This is a genomic window from Geomonas oryzae, assembly GCF_004117875.1.
Classification (GTDB): domain Bacteria; phylum Desulfobacterota; class Desulfuromonadia; order Geobacterales; family Geobacteraceae; genus Geomonas; species Geomonas oryzae.
This window is the reverse complement of record NZ_RAHW01000003.1, coordinates 19022-39964: the sequence shown is the minus strand read 5'-3', so window position 1 is coordinate 39964 and position 20943 is coordinate 19022. Positions and strand designations below refer to the sequence as shown.

15 protein-coding genes are annotated in these 20943 nt (G+C 62.2%); 2 read left to right on the top strand and 13 right to left on the bottom strand.

Annotation, left to right across the window (positions count from 1 at the left end; translation table 11 throughout):
• Positions 1 to 188 precede the first annotated feature (188 nt).
• A complete protein-coding gene (locus D6Z24_RS08350; protein ID WP_129126133.1) occupies positions 189 to 953 on the top strand; it encodes an undecaprenyl-diphosphate phosphatase in 765 nt (254 codons plus the stop codon).
• 137 nt (positions 954 to 1090) lie between these two features.
• On the opposite strand, the gene D6Z24_RS22000 is transcribed toward D6Z24_RS08350, so the two are convergent.
• The 9 genes from D6Z24_RS22000 to D6Z24_RS08305 all read right to left on the bottom strand — a co-directional run bounded on the left by D6Z24_RS22000 (position 1091) and on the right by D6Z24_RS08305 (position 13120).
• On the bottom strand, positions 1091 to 1471 hold the full coding sequence (locus D6Z24_RS22000) for a DUF559 domain-containing protein (protein WP_129126132.1): 381 nt from the start codon (positions 1469 to 1471) through the stop codon (positions 1091 to 1093).
• Positions 1472 to 1595: 124 nt separating this feature from the next.
• Complete coding sequence (locus D6Z24_RS08340) at positions 1596 to 2333, bottom strand: sulfite exporter TauE/SafE family protein (RefSeq protein WP_129126131.1); 738 nt, start codon at positions 2331 to 2333, stop codon at positions 1596 to 1598.
• A gap of 114 nt (positions 2334 to 2447) precedes the next feature.
• Positions 2448 to 3833: a NarK family nitrate/nitrite MFS transporter gene (locus D6Z24_RS08335; RefSeq protein WP_129126130.1), complete on the bottom strand. Its 1386-nt coding sequence runs from the start codon at positions 3831 to 3833 to the stop codon at positions 2448 to 2450.
• Positions 3834 to 4027: 194 nt separating this feature from the next.
• Positions 4028 to 4699 carry a respiratory nitrate reductase subunit gamma gene (locus tag D6Z24_RS08330; protein WP_129126129.1) on the bottom strand — a complete coding sequence of 224 codons (672 nt, stop codon included), beginning with the start codon at positions 4697 to 4699 and terminating at the stop codon, positions 4028 to 4030.
• A complete protein-coding gene (gene narJ, locus D6Z24_RS08325) occupies positions 4693 to 5238 on the bottom strand; it encodes a nitrate reductase molybdenum cofactor assembly chaperone (RefSeq protein WP_129126128.1) in 546 nt (181 codons plus the stop codon). Before narJ ends, D6Z24_RS08330 begins: the two co-directional genes overlap by 7 nt.
• Positions 5235 to 6689 (bottom strand): nitrate reductase subunit beta, encoded by a 1455-nt coding sequence (gene narH / locus D6Z24_RS08320; protein WP_129126127.1) that lies wholly within the window; start codon positions 6687 to 6689, stop codon positions 5235 to 5237. Before narH ends, narJ begins: the two co-directional genes overlap by 4 nt.
• 162 nt (positions 6690 to 6851) lie before the next feature.
• Positions 6852 to 10454 (bottom strand): nitrate reductase subunit alpha, encoded by a 3603-nt coding sequence (locus D6Z24_RS08315; protein ID WP_129126126.1) that lies wholly within the window; start codon positions 10452 to 10454, stop codon positions 6852 to 6854.
• Positions 10454 to 11278: a c-type cytochrome gene (locus D6Z24_RS08310; RefSeq protein ID WP_129126125.1), complete on the bottom strand. Its 825-nt coding sequence runs from the start codon at positions 11276 to 11278 to the stop codon at positions 10454 to 10456. The genes D6Z24_RS08315 and D6Z24_RS08310 overlap by 1 nt, the downstream gene beginning before the upstream one ends.
• 627 nt (positions 11279 to 11905) lie before the next feature.
• The gene (locus tag D6Z24_RS08305; RefSeq protein ID WP_129126124.1) at positions 11906 to 13120 is read right to left on the bottom strand and encodes a molybdopterin molybdotransferase MoeA; all 1215 of its coding nucleotides are present in this window, start codon (positions 13118 to 13120) and stop codon (positions 11906 to 11908) included.
• A gap of 146 nt (positions 13121 to 13266) precedes the next feature.
• Here D6Z24_RS08305 and D6Z24_RS08300 point away from each other — a divergent pair, with 146 nt between their 5' ends.
• A complete protein-coding gene (locus tag D6Z24_RS08300; protein WP_246014613.1) occupies positions 13267 to 13743 on the top strand; it encodes a hypothetical protein in 477 nt (158 codons plus the stop codon).
• A gap of 92 nt (positions 13744 to 13835) precedes the next feature.
• Here the strand turns inward: D6Z24_RS08300 and D6Z24_RS08295 are convergent, their stop codons facing one another.
• The 4 genes from D6Z24_RS08295 to D6Z24_RS08280 form a co-directional block, all read right to left on the bottom strand.
• A complete protein-coding gene (locus D6Z24_RS08295) occupies positions 13836 to 15188 on the bottom strand; it encodes an ATP-binding protein (RefSeq protein ID WP_129126122.1) in 1353 nt (450 codons plus the stop codon).
• The gene (locus D6Z24_RS08290; RefSeq protein WP_129126121.1) at positions 15175 to 15804 is read right to left on the bottom strand and encodes a hypothetical protein; all 630 of its coding nucleotides are present in this window, start codon (positions 15802 to 15804) and stop codon (positions 15175 to 15177) included. The genes D6Z24_RS08295 and D6Z24_RS08290 overlap by 14 nt, the downstream gene beginning before the upstream one ends.
• Complete coding sequence (locus tag D6Z24_RS08285) at positions 15801 to 19349, bottom strand: eCIS core domain-containing protein (RefSeq protein ID WP_246014612.1); 3549 nt, start codon at positions 19347 to 19349, stop codon at positions 15801 to 15803. The genes D6Z24_RS08290 and D6Z24_RS08285 overlap by 4 nt, the downstream gene beginning before the upstream one ends.
• Positions 19350 to 19452: 103 nt before the next feature.
• Positions 19453 to 20871, bottom strand: a complete 1419-nt coding sequence (locus D6Z24_RS08280) for a contractile injection system tape measure protein (protein WP_129126119.1) — start codon at positions 20869 to 20871, stop codon at positions 19453 to 19455.
• Positions 20872 to 20943 lie beyond the last annotated feature (72 nt).

The following is a 20943-nucleotide window of genomic DNA, read 5'->3' as shown; positions in this document are numbered from 1 at the left end:
AACCTCGGCATCCTAGCATGCCACGCTCCTTTTTCAAAAAACAATAATCACATGCTGTTGGCCTCAGTGGGCTTTTCCTCAAAGGATCAGGCTCGAGTCACGGGCTCCTTTACAAGGGGAAGATGATGGGGTATGGTACCTCGCTTTGATTACCAGCGACTGCAGTTGCAGTACGAGGAGTGTTTTCCGTGGGGATTTTCGACGCGATCATACTTGGCATCGTGGAAGGACTGAGCGAGTTTCTTCCCATTTCATCAACCGGGCATCTCATCCTGGCTTCCACGCTTTTGAAGTTGCCGCAGTCCGATGCGCACAAGGTGTTCGAGGTGGTCATCCAGCTTGGGGCGATGCTCGCCGTCGTCGAGGTGTACCGAAAGCAGCTCTTCGCCCGCCCGGAACTGCTCAAGAAGCTTTGCTGGGCCTTCCTGCCCACCGGCACCATCGGGTTTCTCCTCTACAAACTGGTCAAGTCCTTCTTCCAGCCCTCCCTGGTGAGCTACATGCTGATCGCCGGCGGCATCGCTTTCATCGTCATAGAGCTCTGGATGAAGGACCGCCCGGCCACCACACACACCCTTGACGAAGTCACCTACCGGCAGGCCTTCATCATCGGTCTCGTGCAATGCCTCTCCATGGTCCCCGGCGTTTCGCGTTCTGGCGCCACCATCATCGGGGGGCTCGTCTGCGGGCTCGACCGCAAGGACGCTGCCGAATTTTCCTTTCTCCTCGCGCTTCCCACCATGCTTGCCGCCACCTGCTACGACATCTACAAGAACCACTCCGTGTTCCACATGGGAGACTGGCAGAACATCGCCGTGGGGTTCGTCGTTTCGTTCATCTTCGGCGTGATCGGCATCAAGGCCCTTTTAAAGTTCGTCACCAGCCACACCTTCATCCCCTTCGGCATCTACCGCATCGCCGCAGGCGTGCTCTTCCTGATTTTCCTGTTTTAGTCCCCCCCCTCTCCCTCCGGGAGAGGGGCAGGGGTGAGGGCGCTGGGAGTGGCTGGATGTTGCCGTGGGCGACGCCCTCACCCGGCCTCCGGCCACCCTCGCCCAGAGGGAGAGGGTATGGACTATGGGCAGTGGTTTTATGTGCGATGAGTCCTGGCTTGCAACTCTTGATAGATCCTTTCCAACACAGCTTCCGTCTGTTTAAGCACTTCGTCATCCCAAAATCTGATCACGTGAATGCCATGTTTCTCCAGATCCTTTGTCCTTTGATGGTCAGAGGTCGCTGCATGCAATCGGTTGTGCTGCCCTCCGTCGAGTTCGATGCATAGGCCGGCCTCGCAGCAGAAAAAGTCGAGGACATATCCAGCTGCTGGGTGCTGCCTTCGAAACTTGTAGCCAAACCTACGATTTCTGAGGAGTAGCCAGAGCAGACTTTCCGCATCGGTCTGGCTTACCCTGAGGTGCCTCGCGAACTCACGCACATTATCAGGTAGTTTTGAATGCGTAGCTCGTGGCATTGCCCTCACCCCGGCCCTCTCCCGGAGGGAGAGGGTGAATTGATACCCTCTACTGTTTAACCGGAATAGAGATGCCTGTCCACCCCCTCGCCCTCCGGGAGAGGGGAATGGACGGGCTTATAGGTTACACCAGCAACAGCTTGAATCCCGCGATGGTGAGTACGAGCGACAAGACCCGCATGATGGTGGGAACGGGGAGGTGACGGCTGCCCAAAAGCGAACCGACGGCGCCGCCCAGAAGGGCGCTTCCGGCCATGAGCGGCGCGTAGCTCGGTATCGCCTGTACGCCGCTTAAGTGCCCGAGCAGCCCGGCGCAGGAGTTCACCAGGATGAAGAGGGCGGCGACCGCTGATACCTCCCGCAGCTCGCCCCATTTGCAGAGCAGCAGCAGGGGACTCAGGAAAATGCCGCCGCCGACTCCGGTCAGGCCGGAGAGAAGCCCGAGCGCGGCCCCTATGACGAGAGCGACCGGCAGGGACGGGGGAGTGGTGCGGACAGGGGCGGCGTTTTTCTGCAGCAAAAGACGCGACGCGGAAAGTAACAGCACCACCCCGACCAGAGGCCGGTAGATATGGGCGGGGAGGGTGAGGTAACCGCCCAGGAAACTGAACGGGATCGAGGTCGCGGCGAAAGGCCAGAAAAGCCGCCACGAGAAATGCCCGGCGCGGAAAAACGACCACGTGGCGATCCCGGCGACCAAGAGGTTCAGGGTGAGCGCGGTCGGCTTGAAGACCTCGGGCGACACGCTGAACAAGGCGAGTACCGCGATGTAACCGGATGCGCCGCCGTGGCCGACGCAGGAGTACAATAGCGCCACCAGCAGGGTGCAAAAAAGCATCGGTATGAGAAGTTGCAGGATCATGTAACCCTCCGGCGGGCGGCGGGGAACGGCGCCGTTGCCGTCGCCCCGCCTCAACTCTGCTTGATACCCCGGGGAAAGTTACCACGCTTCCCCGTTCCCTTCACAGCGCTTGCCTCAACAAGGCATGTCTGCGTTTTTCCGCGAATAACAGTACCAGGTAAGAGCCAGGCAACTCAGGTAGAAGGCGAGAAAGCCGTACAGGGCGAGATGCGGGGCCCCGGTGTGGGTGATCGAGCTGCCGAAGGCCTTGGGTATGAAGAAGGCCCCGTAGGCTGCGAACGCCGAGCAGAAGCCTAGAACCGCCGCCGCTTCCTTGCCCGCCTCGGCCGTCGCCTGGGCCTGCGCCTTCGGACCGCCACCCTGAGCGGCACGCTGGCGTTCGGTCAAAAAGATCACCGGTATCATCCTGAAGGTGGAGCCGTTGCCGATCCCGGTGGTTACGAACATCAGGATGAACATGGCGAGGAAGCCCCAGAAATTGCCGGGGTTTCCCTGACTCGGAAGGTAGTACAGCACGCCGCCGGCGGCCGCCGCCATGGCGATGAAGTTCCAGAAGGTGACCCGTGCGCCGCCCAGTTTGTCCGCGATCCAGCCGCCGACCGGACGGAACAGCGCGCCCAGCAGCGGACCGATGAAGGCGTACTGGGTCGGGCTGACGGCGGGGAACTGGGATTTGATCAAAAGCGGCAGACCGGCCGAGTAGCCGATGAAGGAGCCGAAGGTGCCGAGGTAGAGCCAGCACATGATCCAGTTGTGCTTGCGCTTGAAGATGACCGACTGCTCCTTGAAGGACGCTTTCGCATCTGCGATGTCGTTCATGCCGAACCAGGAGGCGAGGGTGGCGAGCACGATGAAGGGGACCCAGATGAAGCCCGCGTTCTGCATCCATACCGACTCCGCCGTCCCCTTGATGACGCAGAGCTGTGGGTCGCCGCAGAGCGAGCGGAAGGTCCCTGTGGTGATGACGATAGGCACCAGGAACTGCATGGCGCTGACCCCCAGGTTGCCGAGACCTGCGTTCAGACCGAGGGCGGTTCCCTTCAGCGATTTCGGGAAGAAAAAGCTGATGTTGGACATGCTGGACGCGAAGTTCCCCCCTCCCAGGCCGCAAAGGAAGGCGAGCAGCAGCATGGTCGTGTAGCTCGTGCTCGGGTCGCGCACGGCGAAGCCGATGCCTACCGCCGGGATGAGAAGGGATGCGGTGCTGATCGTGGTCCAGGTCCTGCCGCCGAAGATGGGGACCATGAAGGAGTAGAAGATCCTCAGGGTGGCGCCGGAGAGCCCGGGAAGCGCCGCCAGCCAGAAGAGTTTGTCCGCGTCGAAGGCGAAGCCGATCGACTGCAGGTTCACCACCACCACGCTCCAGACCATCCATACCGCGAATGAGAGGAACAGGGCGGGGATCGAGATCCAGAGGTTTCGATAGGCGACCGCCTTCCCCTGATCCTCCCAGAATGTTGCGTCCTCCGGACTCCATACTGCCAATACTCTTGACGACATCGACCCTCCTGTAATTTTCAAGTGCCCATCAACCCTGGCTTCCGCATCGTTCCCCTCTCCCGGGGGGGGAGGGACAGGGAGGGGGCGCGTAGTGTCCTTCCATGGCTTCCCCCCTCCAACCTCCCCCCTCCTGGGGGAGGCTTTGACCCGGTCTTCGGGAGAGAGAGGACGGCGGAAGCCGCAATGTCATTTAGTTACTGTTTGTTCGACCGCCACCGGTACAGAAGCGGCGGGTCCTTCAGGAAGTCGACGGGGAGGTAGAGCATGTGCACGAGTTTAGTGAACGGAAGCACCGCGACGATCAGAAACGCGCAGGCTACGTGCAGCTTGAATGCGAGCGGCAGGTCCGCTACGTACTCGATCTGCGGGCGGAACGAGACTATCGACCATAGGTAGGGGACCGCGGTGTGCAGGTACCACTGCGAGCCCCAGCGCATGAAGTAGCCGATGTAGATCCCGGTCCCCGCCTGGAAGGCGAGCAGGTAGAGCACGAGCCAATCCGAACTGAAGGTGACCCGCTTCAGCATCCCCGAGTTCACTCGCCGCAGCAAAAGGAGCAGGACGCCGAACAGGGCGAAGGCGCCGAGCCCGAAGAGGACGCTTTCCGTCGCGAAAAGCGTCTGCTGGTTGCCGAGGAACCCCTTGAAGAAACCGGGGAAGGCAAAGCCCAAGACATGGGCCAGCAGGATGGGGAGGATGCCGTAGTGCCACGGGTTGATCCCCCAGTAGAGGATTTTTCTCTCGAGAAACTGCGTCGAGTAGGCCGACCAGGTGAGCCGGTTACTCAAAAAGCGGTACGGCGTGACCAGGAGCACCAGCGCGATTGCCGCGTAGGGAAGTGCTATGAAGATCAGATCGTTCAGCATGAGGGAACCTCCCGGCAGTCCGCGCTGCAAAGCAGTTCGGCCGCCTCGACCAGGGTGAACCATGGGGACGTGTCGCGCGGGGCCTGCGACCCGATCAGTTTGTTGATCCCGGGCAGGACCAGTTTGTCGATGAACTCGCGGCGCGCCTCATCCTCGCCGTGCCGCGCCAGGTGCGCCAAAAAGGAGAGAAGCACCGCCAGGTGGTCGGGGAGTTCGTCTTCGGGCGCGACGAAGCCGTGCCTTGCGTACTCCTGCTTCACCTGGATCATGTATCCGCCTTTTTTCTGGTTGTCGCCGTAAAGGTGGTGACCCAGGTACGGCGCCGCCGCCGGGTTGAAGTCGAAGCGGGCGACGTACTCTTCCTGCAGTTCTTCCAACGTCGCTTCGTTCACCAGTTCGCCGAAAAGGTTCAGACGTGATTGGATCTCGTTTCGCCTCAGGTAGCCAGCGACACTGGCAAACGACGCCTGCAGCTCCTCTCTTTGTCTCGGATACTCGAACAGTCTCGCCAGGGCGTCATAGCTCTGCTGAATGCTCATTTGCCGCCTCCCCTGGTCTTTTTAAGGATGCCGAAGCCTCCCTCCTGCCTGCGTTTCTCGGGATCGTTTTCCTCGCGCTGCTGCGGCGGAATCACGTTGCGCTCGTTGTAGCCCGCGACGGTGAAGAGCCGGTACAGCCTCTTTGCCGCCGCCTCGTCGAGTCCCGCGTCCGCGAGCAACTGCGGGTCGGCGGGGAGCCCTAAATTTTCGGACCGCATCTGCACCCGGATCGCGATCAGTTTCTTCAGTGCCTCTTCGATGACGGCGTGGTTTCCCCCGGAAAGGAGGCTCGCCAGGTACCCGATGGGGACCCGCAGCGTCTCGAGCGCCGGGATCATGCCGTGCTCGAGGAGCTTGTGGGTGTCGCCCCAGGTGGAGAGGACCGGGGAGAGGGAAGGGATGTAGTACGCCATCGGGAGCGTCCTGAATTCCGGGTGCAGCGGGAGAGCGACGCGGTACTCCTTCACCAGCGCGTAGACCGGGGAAGCTGCCGCGGCGTCCAGCCACTGGTCGGAGATGCCGTTTTCCTTGGCCTTTCTACAGACCTCCGGGTCGCGCGGATCGAGGATCACGTCGCGGTGCGCCTCGACGAGCTCGGCGTCCCCCTTCAATGCTGCCGCCTCGACGGCGTCCGCGTCGTAAAGGAGCACGCCCACGTAGCGGATGCGCCCGACGCAGCTGTGGGCGCAGGCGTTGCACTGGCCGGTCTCGACGCGGGGATAACAGAAGATGCACTTTTCCGCCTTGCCGGTGTTCCAGTTGAAATAGACCTTCTTGTACGGACAGGCGCTGGTGCAGAAGCGCCAACCCTTGCATACCTCCTGGTCCACGAGAACGATGCCGTCTTCGCCGCGCTTGTAGAGGGCGCGCGAGGGGCAGGAGGCGACGCAAGCCGGGTTCAGGCAGTGGTTGCAGATGCGCGGCAGGTACTGCATGAACATCGAATCGTAGGACTCGATCACCTTCTTGTCCTTGAGGTTCAGGTCCTTCGCCGCGTACACCTGGGAGCCGGAGAGGTCGTCGTCCCAGTTCGGGCCTCCCTGGATCTCCTCGATCTTCTTGCCGGAGATCTGTGAGAAGGCCTCGGCCACCGGCTGGTCCTTCGACTCCTTGGCGCCGGCCAGGTTGCCGTAATCGAAATCGAAGGGCTCGTAGTAGTCCTCGATCTTCGGCATGTTGGGCTGGAAGAACATGTTGGCGAGGGTGGGGCCCTTGCCCATGGCCTTGAGCTTCAGCTTCTTGCCGTCGACCACCCAGCCACCCTTGAACCGTTCCTGGTCTTCCCACTGCCGCGGGTAACCGACGCCAGGCTTGGTCTCGACGTTGTTCCACCACATGTATTCGGCGCCCTTCCTGTCGGTCCAGATGTTCTTGCAGGAAATGGAACAGGTGTGGCAGCCGATGCACTTGTCCAGGTTGAACACCATGACTATTTGGGCTCTTACATCCATATTTATGGCTCCTTGTTGCCCCATGTTACCTCCCCTGGAGGGGGAGGGGACGGGAGGGGGGCGCGCAGCGTCTCGTTTCGGCTGGTATCCCCCCTCCTGACCTCCCCCCTCCGGGGGAAGGGATGAGCGTATCCGGTTGGAACGGGGGCGAGGCTTCCGCCTCTATTTCAGTTTTCTTACGACGACGTAACTGTCGCGGTTCACGCCGGTTGGGCCCCAGTAGTTGAAGTAGTAGCTGAACTGCGCGTACCCTCCGAGCATCAGGGTCGGCTTCAGGCGGATGCGGGAGAGGCTGTTGTGCACGCCGCCGCGCTTGCCGCTTTTCTTCGACGTCTTGATGTTCAGGGTCCGCTCCGGTGCGTGGTACATGATCGCCGCGCCGCGCGGTATGCGGGACGAGACGATGGAGCGGCAGACGACGACGCCGTTTGCGTTGTACACCTCGATGGTCTCGTTGTCCTCGATGCCGGCGCCGGCCGCGTCCAGGTGGTTCAGCCACACCGCCTGCCCGCCGCGCGAGAGGGTGAGCATCCTCAGGTTGTCGCTGTAGGTTGAGTGGATGCCCCATTTCCCGTGCGGGGTGAGGAAGTTCAGCACGAGCCCGGTTTCGCCCTCGGTCTCATCCAGAAGCGCCGGGTTCAGTTTCCCCTTGAAGGTCGGGAGCCCCTCGTGGAACTCGCGGTAGTAGGGGTGGTCCAGGTAGAGCGATTGACGGCCGGTCAGGGTGCGCCAGGGTACCTCGTGCTCCACGTTCAGGGTGTACGGCGCGTACGGGCGCCCGCCGTTGACGAGCCCGCTCCAGATCGGGGAACTGAGCACCCGGCGCGGTTTCTGGGTCACGTCCTCCCATTTCACCCGGACATCGCGGGACCCTTCGGCGATCTGCGCGAGCGGCTTGCCGACCCGCTTCTCCAGGTTGCGGTAGGCGCGGTGCGCGAGCTCCCCGTTGGTCTCCGGGGCGAGGGAGAGGATCACGTCAGCCACCACCTTCTCGTCGGCGATATCGATGAAACTCTTGCCGTTCCAGCTCCGGTTGGGAAGGGTTTCACGCAGCTTGGCGTGCTCGTCGTCCGCGTCGTAGTAGTTGCCGTGCGACCCCAGGTGCCCGATCTCCGGGCCGACCGAAAGGTAGCGGTTGTAGAGGTTCACGTAATCCCGCTCGACGATGGCGAGGTTCGGCATGGTCTTGCCCGGCACCGGCTCGCACTCGCCGAGTTTCCAGTCCTTTACCGTGCGCTGTGCGATCTCGCCCGGGGTGTCGTGGAGAAGCGGCGCGGCGATCACGTCGCGCACGGGCTCGGGGAGGTGCGTCGCGGCGAGTTCGCTCACCTTCTTGGCGATCATGGTGAAGATCTTCCAGTCCGATTTGGATTCCCAGGAAGGGGGGACGGCCGCGTCCATGCAGTTCACGAAGGAGTGCATGTCGGTGGTGTTCAGGTCGCTCTTCTCGTACCAGGTCGCCGCCGGAAGGACGATGTCCGAGTACATGGTCGAGGTGTCCATCCTGAAGTTGAGATCGACGACGAGGTCGACCTTCCCCTCGGGTGCCTTGTCGTGCCAGACGATGTCCTGCACCTCGCCCTTGGCCGCCTCGCGTGCGGTGCAGCTTGCGTTCGGGGCGCCGAGCACGTGCTTCAGGAAGAACTCGTGCCCCTTGGCGCTTGCCGAGATCGCATTGCCGCGCCAGATGAACCACACCTTCGGGCAGTTCCCCTCGGCATCGGGGTCCTCGATGGCGAAGCGGGTGGTGCCGCTTTTAAGGCGCTGCACGAGCCACGCGCGTGTCGCGGCGTCGTCCTCGCATCCCGCCTCTTTCGCCTGTTTCATCAGCGAAAGGGGGTTCTCGTTGAAGTGCGGGGCGAAGGGGAGCCAGCCGAGCCGCACCGCCTTCGCGTTGAAGTCCGCGGCGTGCACCGGCATCTTCTCGCCGGTCTCCGGTTTGAAGTAGTCCACGAAGCTGCGGTCGTAACGCCACTGGTCCGAGTGCATGTACCAGAAGCTCGGCGTGTTCTGCAGACGGGATCCCTTGATCCAGTCGTGCGCCATGGCGATGGAGGTCCAGGGGGAGAGCGGCTGGACCTTCTCCTGTCCGACATAATGGGCGAGGCCGGCGCCGTTTCTCCCGACGCTCCCGGTCAGGATGAGGGCGGTTATCGCGGCGCGATAGATGAGGTCTTGGTGGTACCAGTGGTTCACGCCGGCCCCGATGATGACCATGTTGCGCCCGTTGCTCTTCTCGCCGTTTTCGCCCCACTCGCGCGCGATCTTCAGGACGGTCTCGGCATCGATGCCGGTGTGCTTCTCCTGCCATTTCGGGGTGAAGGGAAGCTCGGAATGGTACCCGGCCGGGTAGTCGCCGGAAAGGCCGCGCGAGACGCCGAACTGCGCCATCATAAGGTCGAAGACCGTGGTGACCACGATCTCGCCCTGCGCGGTGGTGACGCGTCGCACCGGGACCTCGCGGACCGCGTCGTTTTCCCCTTCGAAACGGAAGAGGACCTTGCGGGTCTCGCCGCCTAAGAAGGTGAGGGCGGGGTCGATCGCGCCGCCGTCCACCACGTCCTTCATCTCGAGGTTCCAGTTCCCCTCCTGTTTGCTCCAGCGCGTGCCGAGGCTGCCGTTGGGGACGCGCACCGAGCCGTCCTGGTCCGCGACGCACATGCACCATTCCGCATGCTCGAGGTCAGCCGAGCGCTCGAACTGGGCGGCGCGCACCAGTTCGCCCTGGCGCCATATGCCCTCACCCTGACCCTCTCCCGGAGGGAGAGGGGAGGAGGGAGTGAGCTGCACGAGGAAGGGGAAATCGCTGTACTTCGTGACGTAATCCTTGAAGAAGGGGACCTCGCGCTCGGCGTAGAACTCCTTGAGGAGGACGTGGTTCACCGCCATCCAGAAGGCGGCGTCGTGCCCCTGTTCGACCGGAAGCCAGGCGTCGGCGAACTTGGTCGCTATGGAGAAGTCCGGCGACATCACCACCACCTTGGTGCCGCGGTAGCGCGCCTCGGTCAGGTAGTGGGCGTCCGGGGTGCGCGTCATCGGCACGTTGGAGCCGCAAAGGACGATGTAGGAGGCGTTGTACCAGTCCGCCGACTCGTTCACGTCGGTCTGCTCGCCCCAGACCTGCGGGGAGGCGGGGGGAAGGTCGCAGTACCAGTCGTAGAAGCTCATGGCGACCCCGCCGAAGAGCTGCAGGAAGCGCGTTCCCGCCGCGTAGCTGATCATGGACATGGCGGGGATCGGGGAAAATCCGACGACGCGGTCCGGTCCGTGCTTCTTCGCGGTGTAGATGTTGGAGGCGGCGATGATCTCGGTCACCGTTTCCCAGTCGCCGCGCCGGAAGCCACCCATGCCGCGCCGGCCGGTGTAGGAGGCGCGCTTCTCCTTGTCCTCGACGATGCTCGCCCAGGCCTCGACCGGGTCGGCGTGGAGCTTTCTCGCCTCGGTCCAGCGGTCAAGGAGCGCGCCGCGCAGGTAAGGGTGCTTCACGCGGAGCGGGCTGTAGAGGTACCAGGAGAAAGTGATGCCGCGCGTGCAGCCTCGCGGCTCGTGGTTCGGGATGGTGCCGTCGAACTGCGGGTAGTCGTTCGCCTGCAGCTCCCAGCCGACGATGCCGTCCTTCACGTGCACCATCCAGCTGCAGCCGCCGGTACAGTTCACGCCGTGGGTGCTGCGCACCACCTTGTCGTACTGGTGGCGGTTGCGGTAGAACTCTTCCCATTGCCGGTTTTGCGGCGAACGATCGTCCTTGATCCTGTCGTGTGACATTATTTGTATCTCCTCTTGAAGGCGAGCGCGGCGATCAGGCAGAAGGCGAAGAAGCCTAGGCCGGCAACGGGGTACGGATCACTTTGGGCCTGTTTCCTGGCCGAGGCGTCCTTGAAGAGCGCGGTGAGCGCGGTCGCCTCATCGTCGGTCAGCGGGCGGTCCGCGTAGATCTTTTTCATCACCGGGAAGTTGAGGCTTTTCAGCACGCCGCGCACGCCGTTCTCGCCCATCTTGCCGTAGAGACCGGTGAGGTCGGCGGCGAGGGCGCCGCTGTAGATCCCGGGATAGTCGAAGCGGTGGCAGGAGACGCAAGGGGCGCCGCCGTTGGCGAAGCGCTGTTTTCCGGTGAAGAGGTCCCGACCCGTCGCGAGGAGCTCTTTGGTGACCACTACCTCGGCTGGCGGGGCGGCCTTGGTTTCCGCCGGAGCGGAAGCCCCACCTGACGCCGCCGAAGGCGCGGCGCCGCCCGCAGCCGGGGCTCCGCCACCCAGGAAGGCGACGATCTTCTCGGCATCGGCCCGGCTTACCCCGAGGCCCGGCATCTCCATGCCGTACTTTTTCACCAGTTCGGCCTGGGCCGGGTCCTTCGACGCGGTGAGCTTCGCCGGGTCGGTAATGATCTGCATCAGCCACTCGGAAGAACGCTTGGCACCGACCCCTTTGAGATCGGGGCCGGCCCCGTCACCGCCGCCGATGCTGTGACAGGAGGCGCACATCTTGTCGAAAAGGTCCTTGCCCGCATCGGCGCGAACGGTTCCCGATGCGAAAAGCACCAATATCAGCGAAAAAATAAAACAGCCGAGTTTGGATGAGGCAGGTTGCATGGATTTTCTCCTTCTGCTTCCAGATTGGTTGTACGGAGCGGGGCGCTCGAGGGAGCCTTCGGCCCGATAGTGTAAACGTTTTGAAGCTAGACGACTCTAGAACACTATTCTGTGGATAATTTTGACCTAGATCAAAAAAAGCGAGAAGGCTGCCATCTCCCTTCGCGCGGTGCTGCGCTGCGGCACAGCAACCGCATTCTTCCCCTCCTTTTGGGAGAGGGCAGGGGGGGCGTTACTTGGGGCCTGATATCATTTTCGTGGCGACGCCCTCACCCGGCCTGCGGGCACCCTCTCCCGGAGGGAGAGGGGATGTTGGATGGGCGTGGCGAACAGCGTACTTTGTAAGGTAGTTCATGAAATTTCGAAGGGGCGGGTTCTAATTATAACAAGGCAAAGAGGATTTGCAGGTTGAAGCGGAAAAATGACGGCGGCCGTCTCTTATGCAGCGACGGCCGCGGCGGGAAGGGATTAGAGATCGTTCCTACGGTCCTCCGTGGGAACGCACGTTCGGGACGCTCCAGCGTCCTGTAAGCAGACGCCGGAGCGTCCGAGGCGTTACGTTCCCACGCTGGAGCGTAGGAACGATCAAATTTTCCGTGAAGAAACGTTGGGAGTTTAACTGAGTCATCACTCCTGCAAAAGGCCCATCTCGAAATTACGGTCCAAGAGCATGACCTCCACCTCGTTGCCGGACTCGATCCTCGATTCCGGTGCGAGCTTCATGAGACCGTTGCCCAGGGTGAGGGAGGAGAGGCGTCCCGAGCTCTGGTTGCCGGTGGTGGAGACGAGATAACGCCCGTCGCACTTCGACACGATGCCGCGCACGAGGTGGGGGCGGTTCCCCTTGTTGACGGCGGGCTCCTGCAACCCGGCCCGGACCGTCGGGCGGAACACGCGCCGGTGCCCCATCGCCTTCAAAAGGGAAGGGCGCACGAAAAGCTCGAACGAGACCATGGCCGCCACCGGGTTGCCGGGAAGGGCGAAGACGGGTTTGCCCTGCAGCGTGGCGTAGGCGAGAGGCTTGCCCGGCTTCATGTTCACCTTCCAGAAGTTCACGCTGCCGCCCAACTCCTCGATGGCCGCCTTCACGAAATCGCGGTCGCCGACCGAGACCCCGCCGGTTATCACGAGAAAGTCCGCGTTGAGCCCTGCTTTTATCTTTTCGCAGGTGGCCTCGAGGTCGTCGGTTGCGATGCCGAGCAGGACCGGGTCGCCCCCGGCGTCGAGCACCTGCGCAGCGAGGCTGTAGCTGTTGCTGTTGATGAGTTTGCCCGGCTCGGGCGTGGCCCCGGGCTCGAGAAGTTCGTCGCCGGTAGCGAGGATGGCGACGCGGGTGCGCCGGTAGACGGCGAGCGATGTGTTGCCCATGGCGGAGAGCATGCCGATCTCCTGCGGGCGCAAGAGTGAACCGGTCGGGATGACGATATCCCCACGGGAGATGTCCTCGCCGCGCCGACGCACATGGTCGCCCGCTTTCACCTTGCCCCGGATGACGATGGCGTCGCCGTCCGTTTCCACGTCCTCGATGGGCACCACGGTGTCGCACCCCGGCGGGATCGGGGCGCCGGTCATGATGCGCACCGCGGCTCCCGGCGGCACCGCCTCGCGGCGCACCTCTCCGGCCGGGAGAAAGCCGCAGACGCTCAGCCGGTTATCCTGGACCGACGAGTGGAGAAAGGCGAAGCCGTCCATCGCCGAGTTGTCCGCGGCCGGGATGTCCCACGGCGCTACGTGATCCTCAGGCGTGATGCGGTTCAGTCCGTCGAAGACGGTTACTTTCTCGATCTCGAGCGGAACGATCTGTTCCAGGATGATCCGCTGTGCTTCTTCGATACTCACCATGGCGACGCTGCCTCCTGAATGTGAATAGATGCTTGTTACTCGGCTTGACACTGCTGCCGGTCACTGTACATTTTGTCGGGATATTCTACCGCTTTCCATGGAGAGTCAAAGTCAAAGTGAAAAAGATTCGTGTTTGTGTCAATGACATGATGCAGAGAGACTACGTCTATTACCGTACCGAACCGATTGGTGAGAACTTCCATCCGGAGTTCAAGCCCGATCTGACGCCTAAAGTGATGCTGGAGATGGGCGTTTTTGGCGGCAAGTACATGACCGATTGCCGGGATGAGTTTCCCGAAGAGTGGTTCGAGAAGGCGAGGCTCTGTCACGAGCGGCACGTGCCGGAGTACAACTTCTTCGGGGTGAACGCGTCGAAGCCGCTTTCGTACTGGCGTGAGAAGGGGTGGATCTACAGCGATGACCCGCGCGGCTGGTTCCAGTGGTATTGCCGCTACTACATGGGGCGCAGGTGCCCGGACGACGCGAGGCAGATCAAGCGTTGGAAGGCGATGACGAGGCACATCGCCCAGATCAGGAACAACTGTCCCGAAGGGGTGCTCACCTGCCGCCGCAGGCAGCGCCAGGCGCTGTTGCACTGGGCGTACGACAGCAGGAGGTTCTAACAACCGTTCTACGTTCTGCGTTCTACGTTCTACGTTAAAAACAGGCTTCTGAACATAGAACGTAGAACGTAGAACCTAGAACGGCTTCTGCCTTACACGACCTTTCCTTCCTTCACGTACTCCCTCAAAATCGCCCCCTCCAACCGCTTGAGATCGAGGCGGCGCGACTGGTCGGCCAGCACCTCCAGGGCACAGTACTGCATCACGTTCATGATCCCCGCGCCGGAGAGCTCGTACTTCGCGGCAATCTGACTCCAGTCGATATCGGGGGCAATCTCGACCTGCGGCGGGAAGGCGCTGTTCCAGATCCGGCAGCGTTCCTCCGGCCGCGGGATGGGAAAGTGGATGATGGCCTGGAAACGCCGCACGAAGGCTTCGTCGAGCTGGTTCCTCTTGTTGCTCGCGAGAATCACGAGCCCCCGGTACTGCTCGATGCGCTGCAAGAGGTAGGAGATCTCCTGGTTCGCGAAACGGTCGTGGGCGTCGCGGACGTCAGTCCTCTTGCCGAAGAGGGCGTCGGCCTCGTCGAAGAAGAGTATCCACTCCTTGAACTCGGCCTTCTCGAACAATAGGGCGAGGTTCTTCTCAGTCTCCCCGATGTACTTGGAAACCACCCGCGACAGATCGATGCGGAACACGTCCCGACCGGTGTACTTCCCGAGAAGCGTAGCGGTGAGGGTCTTGCCGGTGCCGGGGGGGCCGTGGAAGAAGGCACGGTAGCCGTGCGGCAGCTTCTTCTTCATCCCCCATTCCTCCATGAGGACGTCCTTGTGCCGGACCCAGCTCTCGATCTCGCGGATCTGGCGCAGCGTGTCCGGGTGCAGCACCAGGTCCTCCCATCCCATCTCCGTCTCGATCGCCTGGGCGGGAAAGTCGATGCCGAAACGGGGCTTTCCCACCGTGCCGAGGGTCACCCATTCCACGAGTTCCGGGTCGATGCAGAGGCGCCCGCTCATCATAGGTTCGCCGGGATGCACCGCGTCGAGCCACACGACCTTTTTCTTGGCGAACCAGTGCTCCGCGCCGAACATGCGCTGCACCTCGATCCTTTTGCGCACGTCGTTCCCGGCCAGGATGAACTGGGCGGTCTCCCCGGTAGGGAGGATGGCCCGGTGGTCGGCGCCGCGCACCCCGCCGAACTCGTGCACCTCGCCCCCCTCGGGAAGAAACTGCGCGAGTATCTTGTTGTAGAAGCCGGGGCGCAGGTGGGGCGCCAGAGCCATCATCACGACGGCGAATTCCTCCATGCCCGGGTCCTGGCTCTTGATGAAGAGCTCCAGCGGCGAATCCTCGCTGCAGAACTCGAGGGGCGGCGGATCGAAGCTCTCCGCCCGCTCGAAACGAAGGGCGAGATAGCCCGTCACCAGTTGCTCGATCCAGTCAAGCGCAAGACCGAGGTTCGCCGCTTCGGCGCTTGGGCGCTGGGCCTTCCTATCCCTGGACATGGGTCACCGCCCCGGCGGATTCGAGAAAGGAGAGCGCCAGCTCGGGGTACTCTCCCCGGAAGAAAGAGGCCTCGCCGGAGCCCAGCGCCGCGCGCAGGTGGAATGCCTTGTCCTCGACGCGGACCACCTGTAGGACCGGGTCCGGGGCCGATGCCGCCTTCCTTGCCGCCGCCAGTTCCTTGTCGGCGGCAAGACGGCGCGCCGTCTCCCGCGCTTTTTCTTCCGAGGCGAAGCTGCCTGCCGCCAGGCAAGAGAATGGCTCGAACTTGTAGCTCTCCACGAGCGGAGAGTAGTCGTCGATTTCGTCTATCCCGATATAGCCCAGCTTCAGCGGTCGTATCGCCACCTGGGCCTTGAAATGGACGGTCACGCGCCAGATGAAATCCCACCTCGCTTCCCATCCACCCTCGGACCAATACTCACTGTAGAAGTTGCAGCGATAAGGCTTTATCGACCACTTAAGCGGAATGGTGCCGATCTCGAGCGTTGAAGCCAGCGCGCTCACGAAGCGCTCCGAGCCGCCTCCGATCTGGTCCGAATCCCCGCGCGTCAGGACGCAGTCGAGGACCTTGCCGTCCCCGCTTACCGACGGGTGCCACAGATACAACATGCTCATGTCCCTTCTCCCGGACCTCTGAATTTGATGGTGACTCGCTTTGAATAACTGTCGGGAAGCTTTGACCCCATGGAACTGTTCTCACTGTAGGGTACGACCTCCATCCCTTTTATGTCGTTGAAGTAATCGAGTCGTTTTTTGTGATGGGTCGTTCTCCCGGTTTCGTTCCAGTGCTGGACTACAGCCTGCTTCTTGTGGTCGATGGTGGGGGACTCCTTGTATTTGAGGGTCTTGTCCCACCACTTGTTGTTCCATTTGTACAGATTGGGCTTGGTCGGGTGTCTCAGTTTTTTAGGATCGTTCACCTGATCGTCGCGCCACTCGTACACATCGGTGCGGTATCCCTTGGCGTAGAAACTGTCGCGGATGTACTCCTTGGTGCTGAACTCCGGCTTGAGTACGTACTGATGCCCCTTGCGGGTTACGTACTGCGACTTGTGCTTTCTGAGACGTTTCTTTTTGGTGCCGCTCTTGGTCGGGTTGACGGTGGCGCGTATGCTGTCGTAGACCTCGTCCTCGTCCGCATCCGCCTCGACCAGCTCGATCAGGATCAGGCGATACTTAGTCTTGATCGCCGGGAGCGCCTGTTTTATTTCCGCGGCGTCCTTGTTCTCGTCCTCCAGAAGGGCGGTGGCGTCGGCGAGGGCGGCATCGAGGTCCGCCTGCTTCTGGGCATCGCTCCGTGTGTCCTTTTTTCCCTCCTTGGCGTCCTTGTCGATGCCTTTTCCCTTCAACTGGACCGGTTTCGCGCTCTTCCCGCCCGCCTTCGGGGTCACCACCCAGTTCTCCCCCTTGGCCTGCACGTCGAAGGTCACCCCCTTCACCGATCCCCTGATCTTTCCAAGTTCCGCATCGAGCATGGCGCGGGTGAAAGGACCGCCCGACCGGAGCGAGCCCAGGGGCTTCGCCGCAGCCTGGAAGATCTTCGCCGTTTCCTGGTCCTTCACCCCCTTCGGGTCCGGTTTGGCCGATTTTGTTCCGGCAGGAGGTGTCTTTCCTTTCTTGGTAGGTTTCGCCTCCGGCTTCTTCGGCGCCGGTTTCTTCGGGAGGATGGTGGGGGGCGGGATGCTCCCGTCGTTCTTGAAGGTGCCGCTCCCGCTCCCCTTGGCGCCGGACTTCTCCGGCAGCTTGTCGTCCACCATGCTGGTCATGAACTTGGACGGGTCGAACTCCGGCTTCTTCAGTTCGATCTCCGGGACGGTGCCCGAGCCGAGCACGTACTCCTTCACCACCGCGCTGATGCCGACCGGGTCGGAGAGGGGCCACTGTTTCGAGAACAGGGGCCAGGTCCAGCGATGGTCCGAGATCGGCGACCACCATGGCGCTTCCAGGGCGATGAAGAAATCGCCTCCGAGATCGAGCATCGGCTGGGCGACGATGTCCAGCGTGCCGCCGACGTAGAAAACCCCGGGGTCGCGATAGCCGATGGTGGGGCGGGCGTCGGCGTAGGCCATGAGCCCCACGTCCACCTGGATGCCGACGCCGAACTTAAGGTCGTGCGAGGCGATCTCGATCCCGGCGCCCCCCTCGGCACGCAGTCGCAAACCGGCGTAAGCGGAGATATTGAAGGAGGCCGAGATCTGGATGAACTTCTGGACCTCCGGGTCGGTCGAATAGGTCCCCAGGATCTCGATGTTGTAGATCTTCGCCGGGCCGAGCCGCGCCAGCGCCCAGAGGCTTATGTTCGCGAAGAGGTTCAGGTTGCCTACCACGGGGATGCCGTAATAGGCTTTCGCCTCCAACTTGACGATCTCGCGGTCGAAGTTCTTCTGCGGGAAGAGGGGGATCTCCCCCGGCGGCGCGATCTTGCTCACCACGGTCAAAAGCCCGCGACCGTCTACCACGACCCAAACCGTCCCGGCGAACCACTGGGTCAGGTGGAACCGCAACTGTCCCGTGGCCGCGATGGCGCGGTTCTTCTTCTCGGGCTTCGACGCAGGTATCGGCGGGGGAGGGCCGGTCGCCTCGATGTTCTCCTTTCCTCCTGCCGCGGCGATGGCGTCCTTGGCGTACTTGTTGGCCGAATCGAGGTCGGTGGCGATGAAAGAGACCTCGCCGGAGAGCTTGTCCGCGTTGTAGGCCGCCTTGCCGCCTATGTCGACGCTGCCGTCAGCCTTGTAGGTTACCGTCGCCGAACCGCTGAAGGACTTGTGGTTGACCGCTAGGGTCAACTGGCCGGTGAGGGGACCCTTGGTGTTGTCCACCTTGAGGTCCCCCTTCACCATCCCCTTCACGTCGACGGTGGCGGAGGCGTCTATCTTCGGCTTGGCGACGTTTTCCACCAGGATGTTGAAGTCGGCGTCCAGGAACCCGCCGATTTCCACCTTCAGGTTTTCTACGCCCAGGGTGAGCTTGCCGGATTCGAAGCTGTTTTTGGGTTTCGGGAGCCTCTCGACCTTGAGGCCAAGTCCTCCCAGCAGTTCCGCGTTCTTCTGCAGGGCCCGCAGCCAGTCGTTGGTGTCGCCCCCCTTTGGTTTCAGCGATGCGTAGCCGCCGGTTACCTCGTTGTTCTTGATGGTGAAGTTGATGTGCATCCCGCCGATCTGGTCGGTCCACGGGTTTTGCAGGGGCATGGTCCCCTTGCCGATCGAGTCGAGGTTCTTCTTGCTGTCCATGCGGACCTTGACGCGTCCCTCGGCGGTCAATCCCTTGACGATTACGCGTACTTCCAGACCTTTGTACTTGGAAGCCTCGATCTCGTCTTTAACCTTTTGCGACGGGGCGAATACGGAGGAGGAGAGATCCACCACTTCGGAACTGACCGGACCCGCATCGACCGCAGGCGCGGCTTTTGGGGGAGCTGGCGCGGGTGCCCGCATGACGTGGGGCTCTTTCTTCTTTTCCTTATGCGGGTTCCCCTGACGGGCGACCCCCTCGCCCTGCTGTACGGTGTGGGCCAATTCGTGGGCTAAGAGCCTCTTACCTTCGCTCGTTCCAGGCTGGTAAGCGTCGCGGGAGAAGAAGACGTGGTTTCCATAGGTGAAGGCGCGGGCGGAGAGGTCTTCGGAAAGCCGGGCGGAACGCTCGTCGTCGTGGACGCGGACCGAGCCGAAGTCGTTGCCGAAGCGCGGCTCCATGAAATCCCGCACCTCGCTTGCCAGCGGCTTTCCCCCTGACGAGCCGCTTTTCACCGCGGACTGGGTCGCCTCGCCGACCGCCGGAGGGGCTCCGGTCTCGGAGCGCACCAGTTTGTCGTTATCCGCCCCCTCCTTGTTGAGCTTTTCGTCCTCCTTGCGTTTCAGCTTTTCTTCGTTCCCCTGCCTGGAAAGGCGGTCCTGTTCACGCTGGGGCTTCTCGTCCTGCTGCTTCTGCAGGCGCTCCTCATTCCCCTGTTTCTGAAGGCGCTCCTCCTGCCGTTGCGGGCGCTCGTCAGGGAGCCGCCGCACTTTCTCCTCATTACCCTGCTTTTGGAGGTGTTCTTCCTGGCGCTGGAGCGGCTCCTGCTGCCGCGCCGCCGTTTCCTCCCGCGCGGTCTCGCGCATGACCCGGTCTGCGGCCCGGTCGGCCTGCTGCTCCTGCTTGTCGCCCGGTTTGCTGACTGTCATCTTTCTCTGCACGGAAGGAGAGAGAAACGGCTCTCTGGCGACTTGAGCCGCTGCGTTCGAAGCAGAAGAAGATTTTTCCGCGCACGATTTCATCGCCGCACTCCTAGTTCCACTGCACCCATAAAAGCTTTTCCATCCAGGGGAGCTTCACCATCGAGATGCTGAATGGGAGCTGGTCCAGCAGGATGTCGCAGCTGTTCTTCTCGACCTGCAAGAGCCACTCGTCGTTGTCGCGCAGGGTCAGCTTTGCCGGCCGCATCAGGAAGGCGCCGCGCAAACCGTTCAGGGAGCTGTTACGAAGGGCGCCCCAGTGCTGGAGCAGCGCTTTAAGCAGGTAGTCGCACATCTCGATGTCCAGGTCGGTGAGCTCCACGCTGCGTGCGATCGGATCGTGCAGCGGGATGTTGCACAAGAGCTTTTGCAGCGCCACAAGGTATTCCGGCGGCTCGGTCGACCCCGAGGCGAGGTAGTGCAGCACGGCGACGCCGCGCTCGGGTTCGACGATGCGGTCGCCACTGCTGATTTCAAGCGACTCGAAGAGATGCGTGAGGTAAGGATGCAGCAGCACCACGCCGCCGTTTTCTATGTAAATTCCCTCCTGCAGTGTCTCGGCGTGACCCGCTGCTTCGAGCTTCTCAGCATGCCCGGCTGTCCGCTCCTCATCCTGTCTGCGAGATGCGCTTAAGGGCTCGGCTATTGGGGTGTCGGTCTTGCGCGAACCGGCGGCCCCGGGCCAGTGTCGCTCGAGGGCGGCTGATACCTCTGGATGACTTCTCAACCACACCGGTAGCCCGAGCCAGGCGCGGGAGATGAGTTCGTGTTCGGTCGCGCTGACGTGGTTTGCCGCGGCGGCCAGGCCGTTGTTCCAGACGTTTTCGCGGATCGGGGCTACCGCTGCCGAAGGGAGCGCAACTCCGGACAGCCGCTCCAGAACCGCCGCGACCCTTATGCCGACTTGCGGTGCGATGATCGGCAGCAGCAGCGAGCGGAAGCGCTCCGAAAACTGCAGGATGAGCCTCTTGCGCGCCTGTTCCTTCTGGAGCGGGATGAGGACCTCTTCCAGGGTGATGACGGCGGAGCCGTAGGGGAGGCTTTCGTCCAGCCAGCACTCAAGCAGTACCTGTTCCAGCTCCTTTCCCTCCGGAAGCTGGAACCACCAGGGGAGGGAACCCTGTTCGAGGAAATGCATGAAGGCCTCGGTCATCGCCTGCAGTTTGTTCCTGCGTCTGGAGTTGATGCGCGGACTCTGGAGTTCCTCGCCCAGTGCCTGATGCATCCCTTCCTGCACCGCTTGGGAGAGGTCGGCCTCCATCTGGTCCAGCGGGATGGTTCCCGCGTCTATGACCAATTTTTCCAGCAGGATGTGTTCATCTTGCGAGGCGTGTTCGTTCAGGGCGACCTCCATTACAGGTAGTAAGCAGTCGTAGCAGAAGCGCTCCAGGCGGCGCTGCAGCGCCGAGACCTCAGACTCCGGGCCGTCGAACTCAACATGGAGGCGCTTTTTGCGGATGACGTGAGGCATCTTTGGTGCTCCAATGCGTCGGGTTGGTGGCTGTTATCCCCTCCCCCTCCGGGGGAGGGTGCCCGCAGGGCG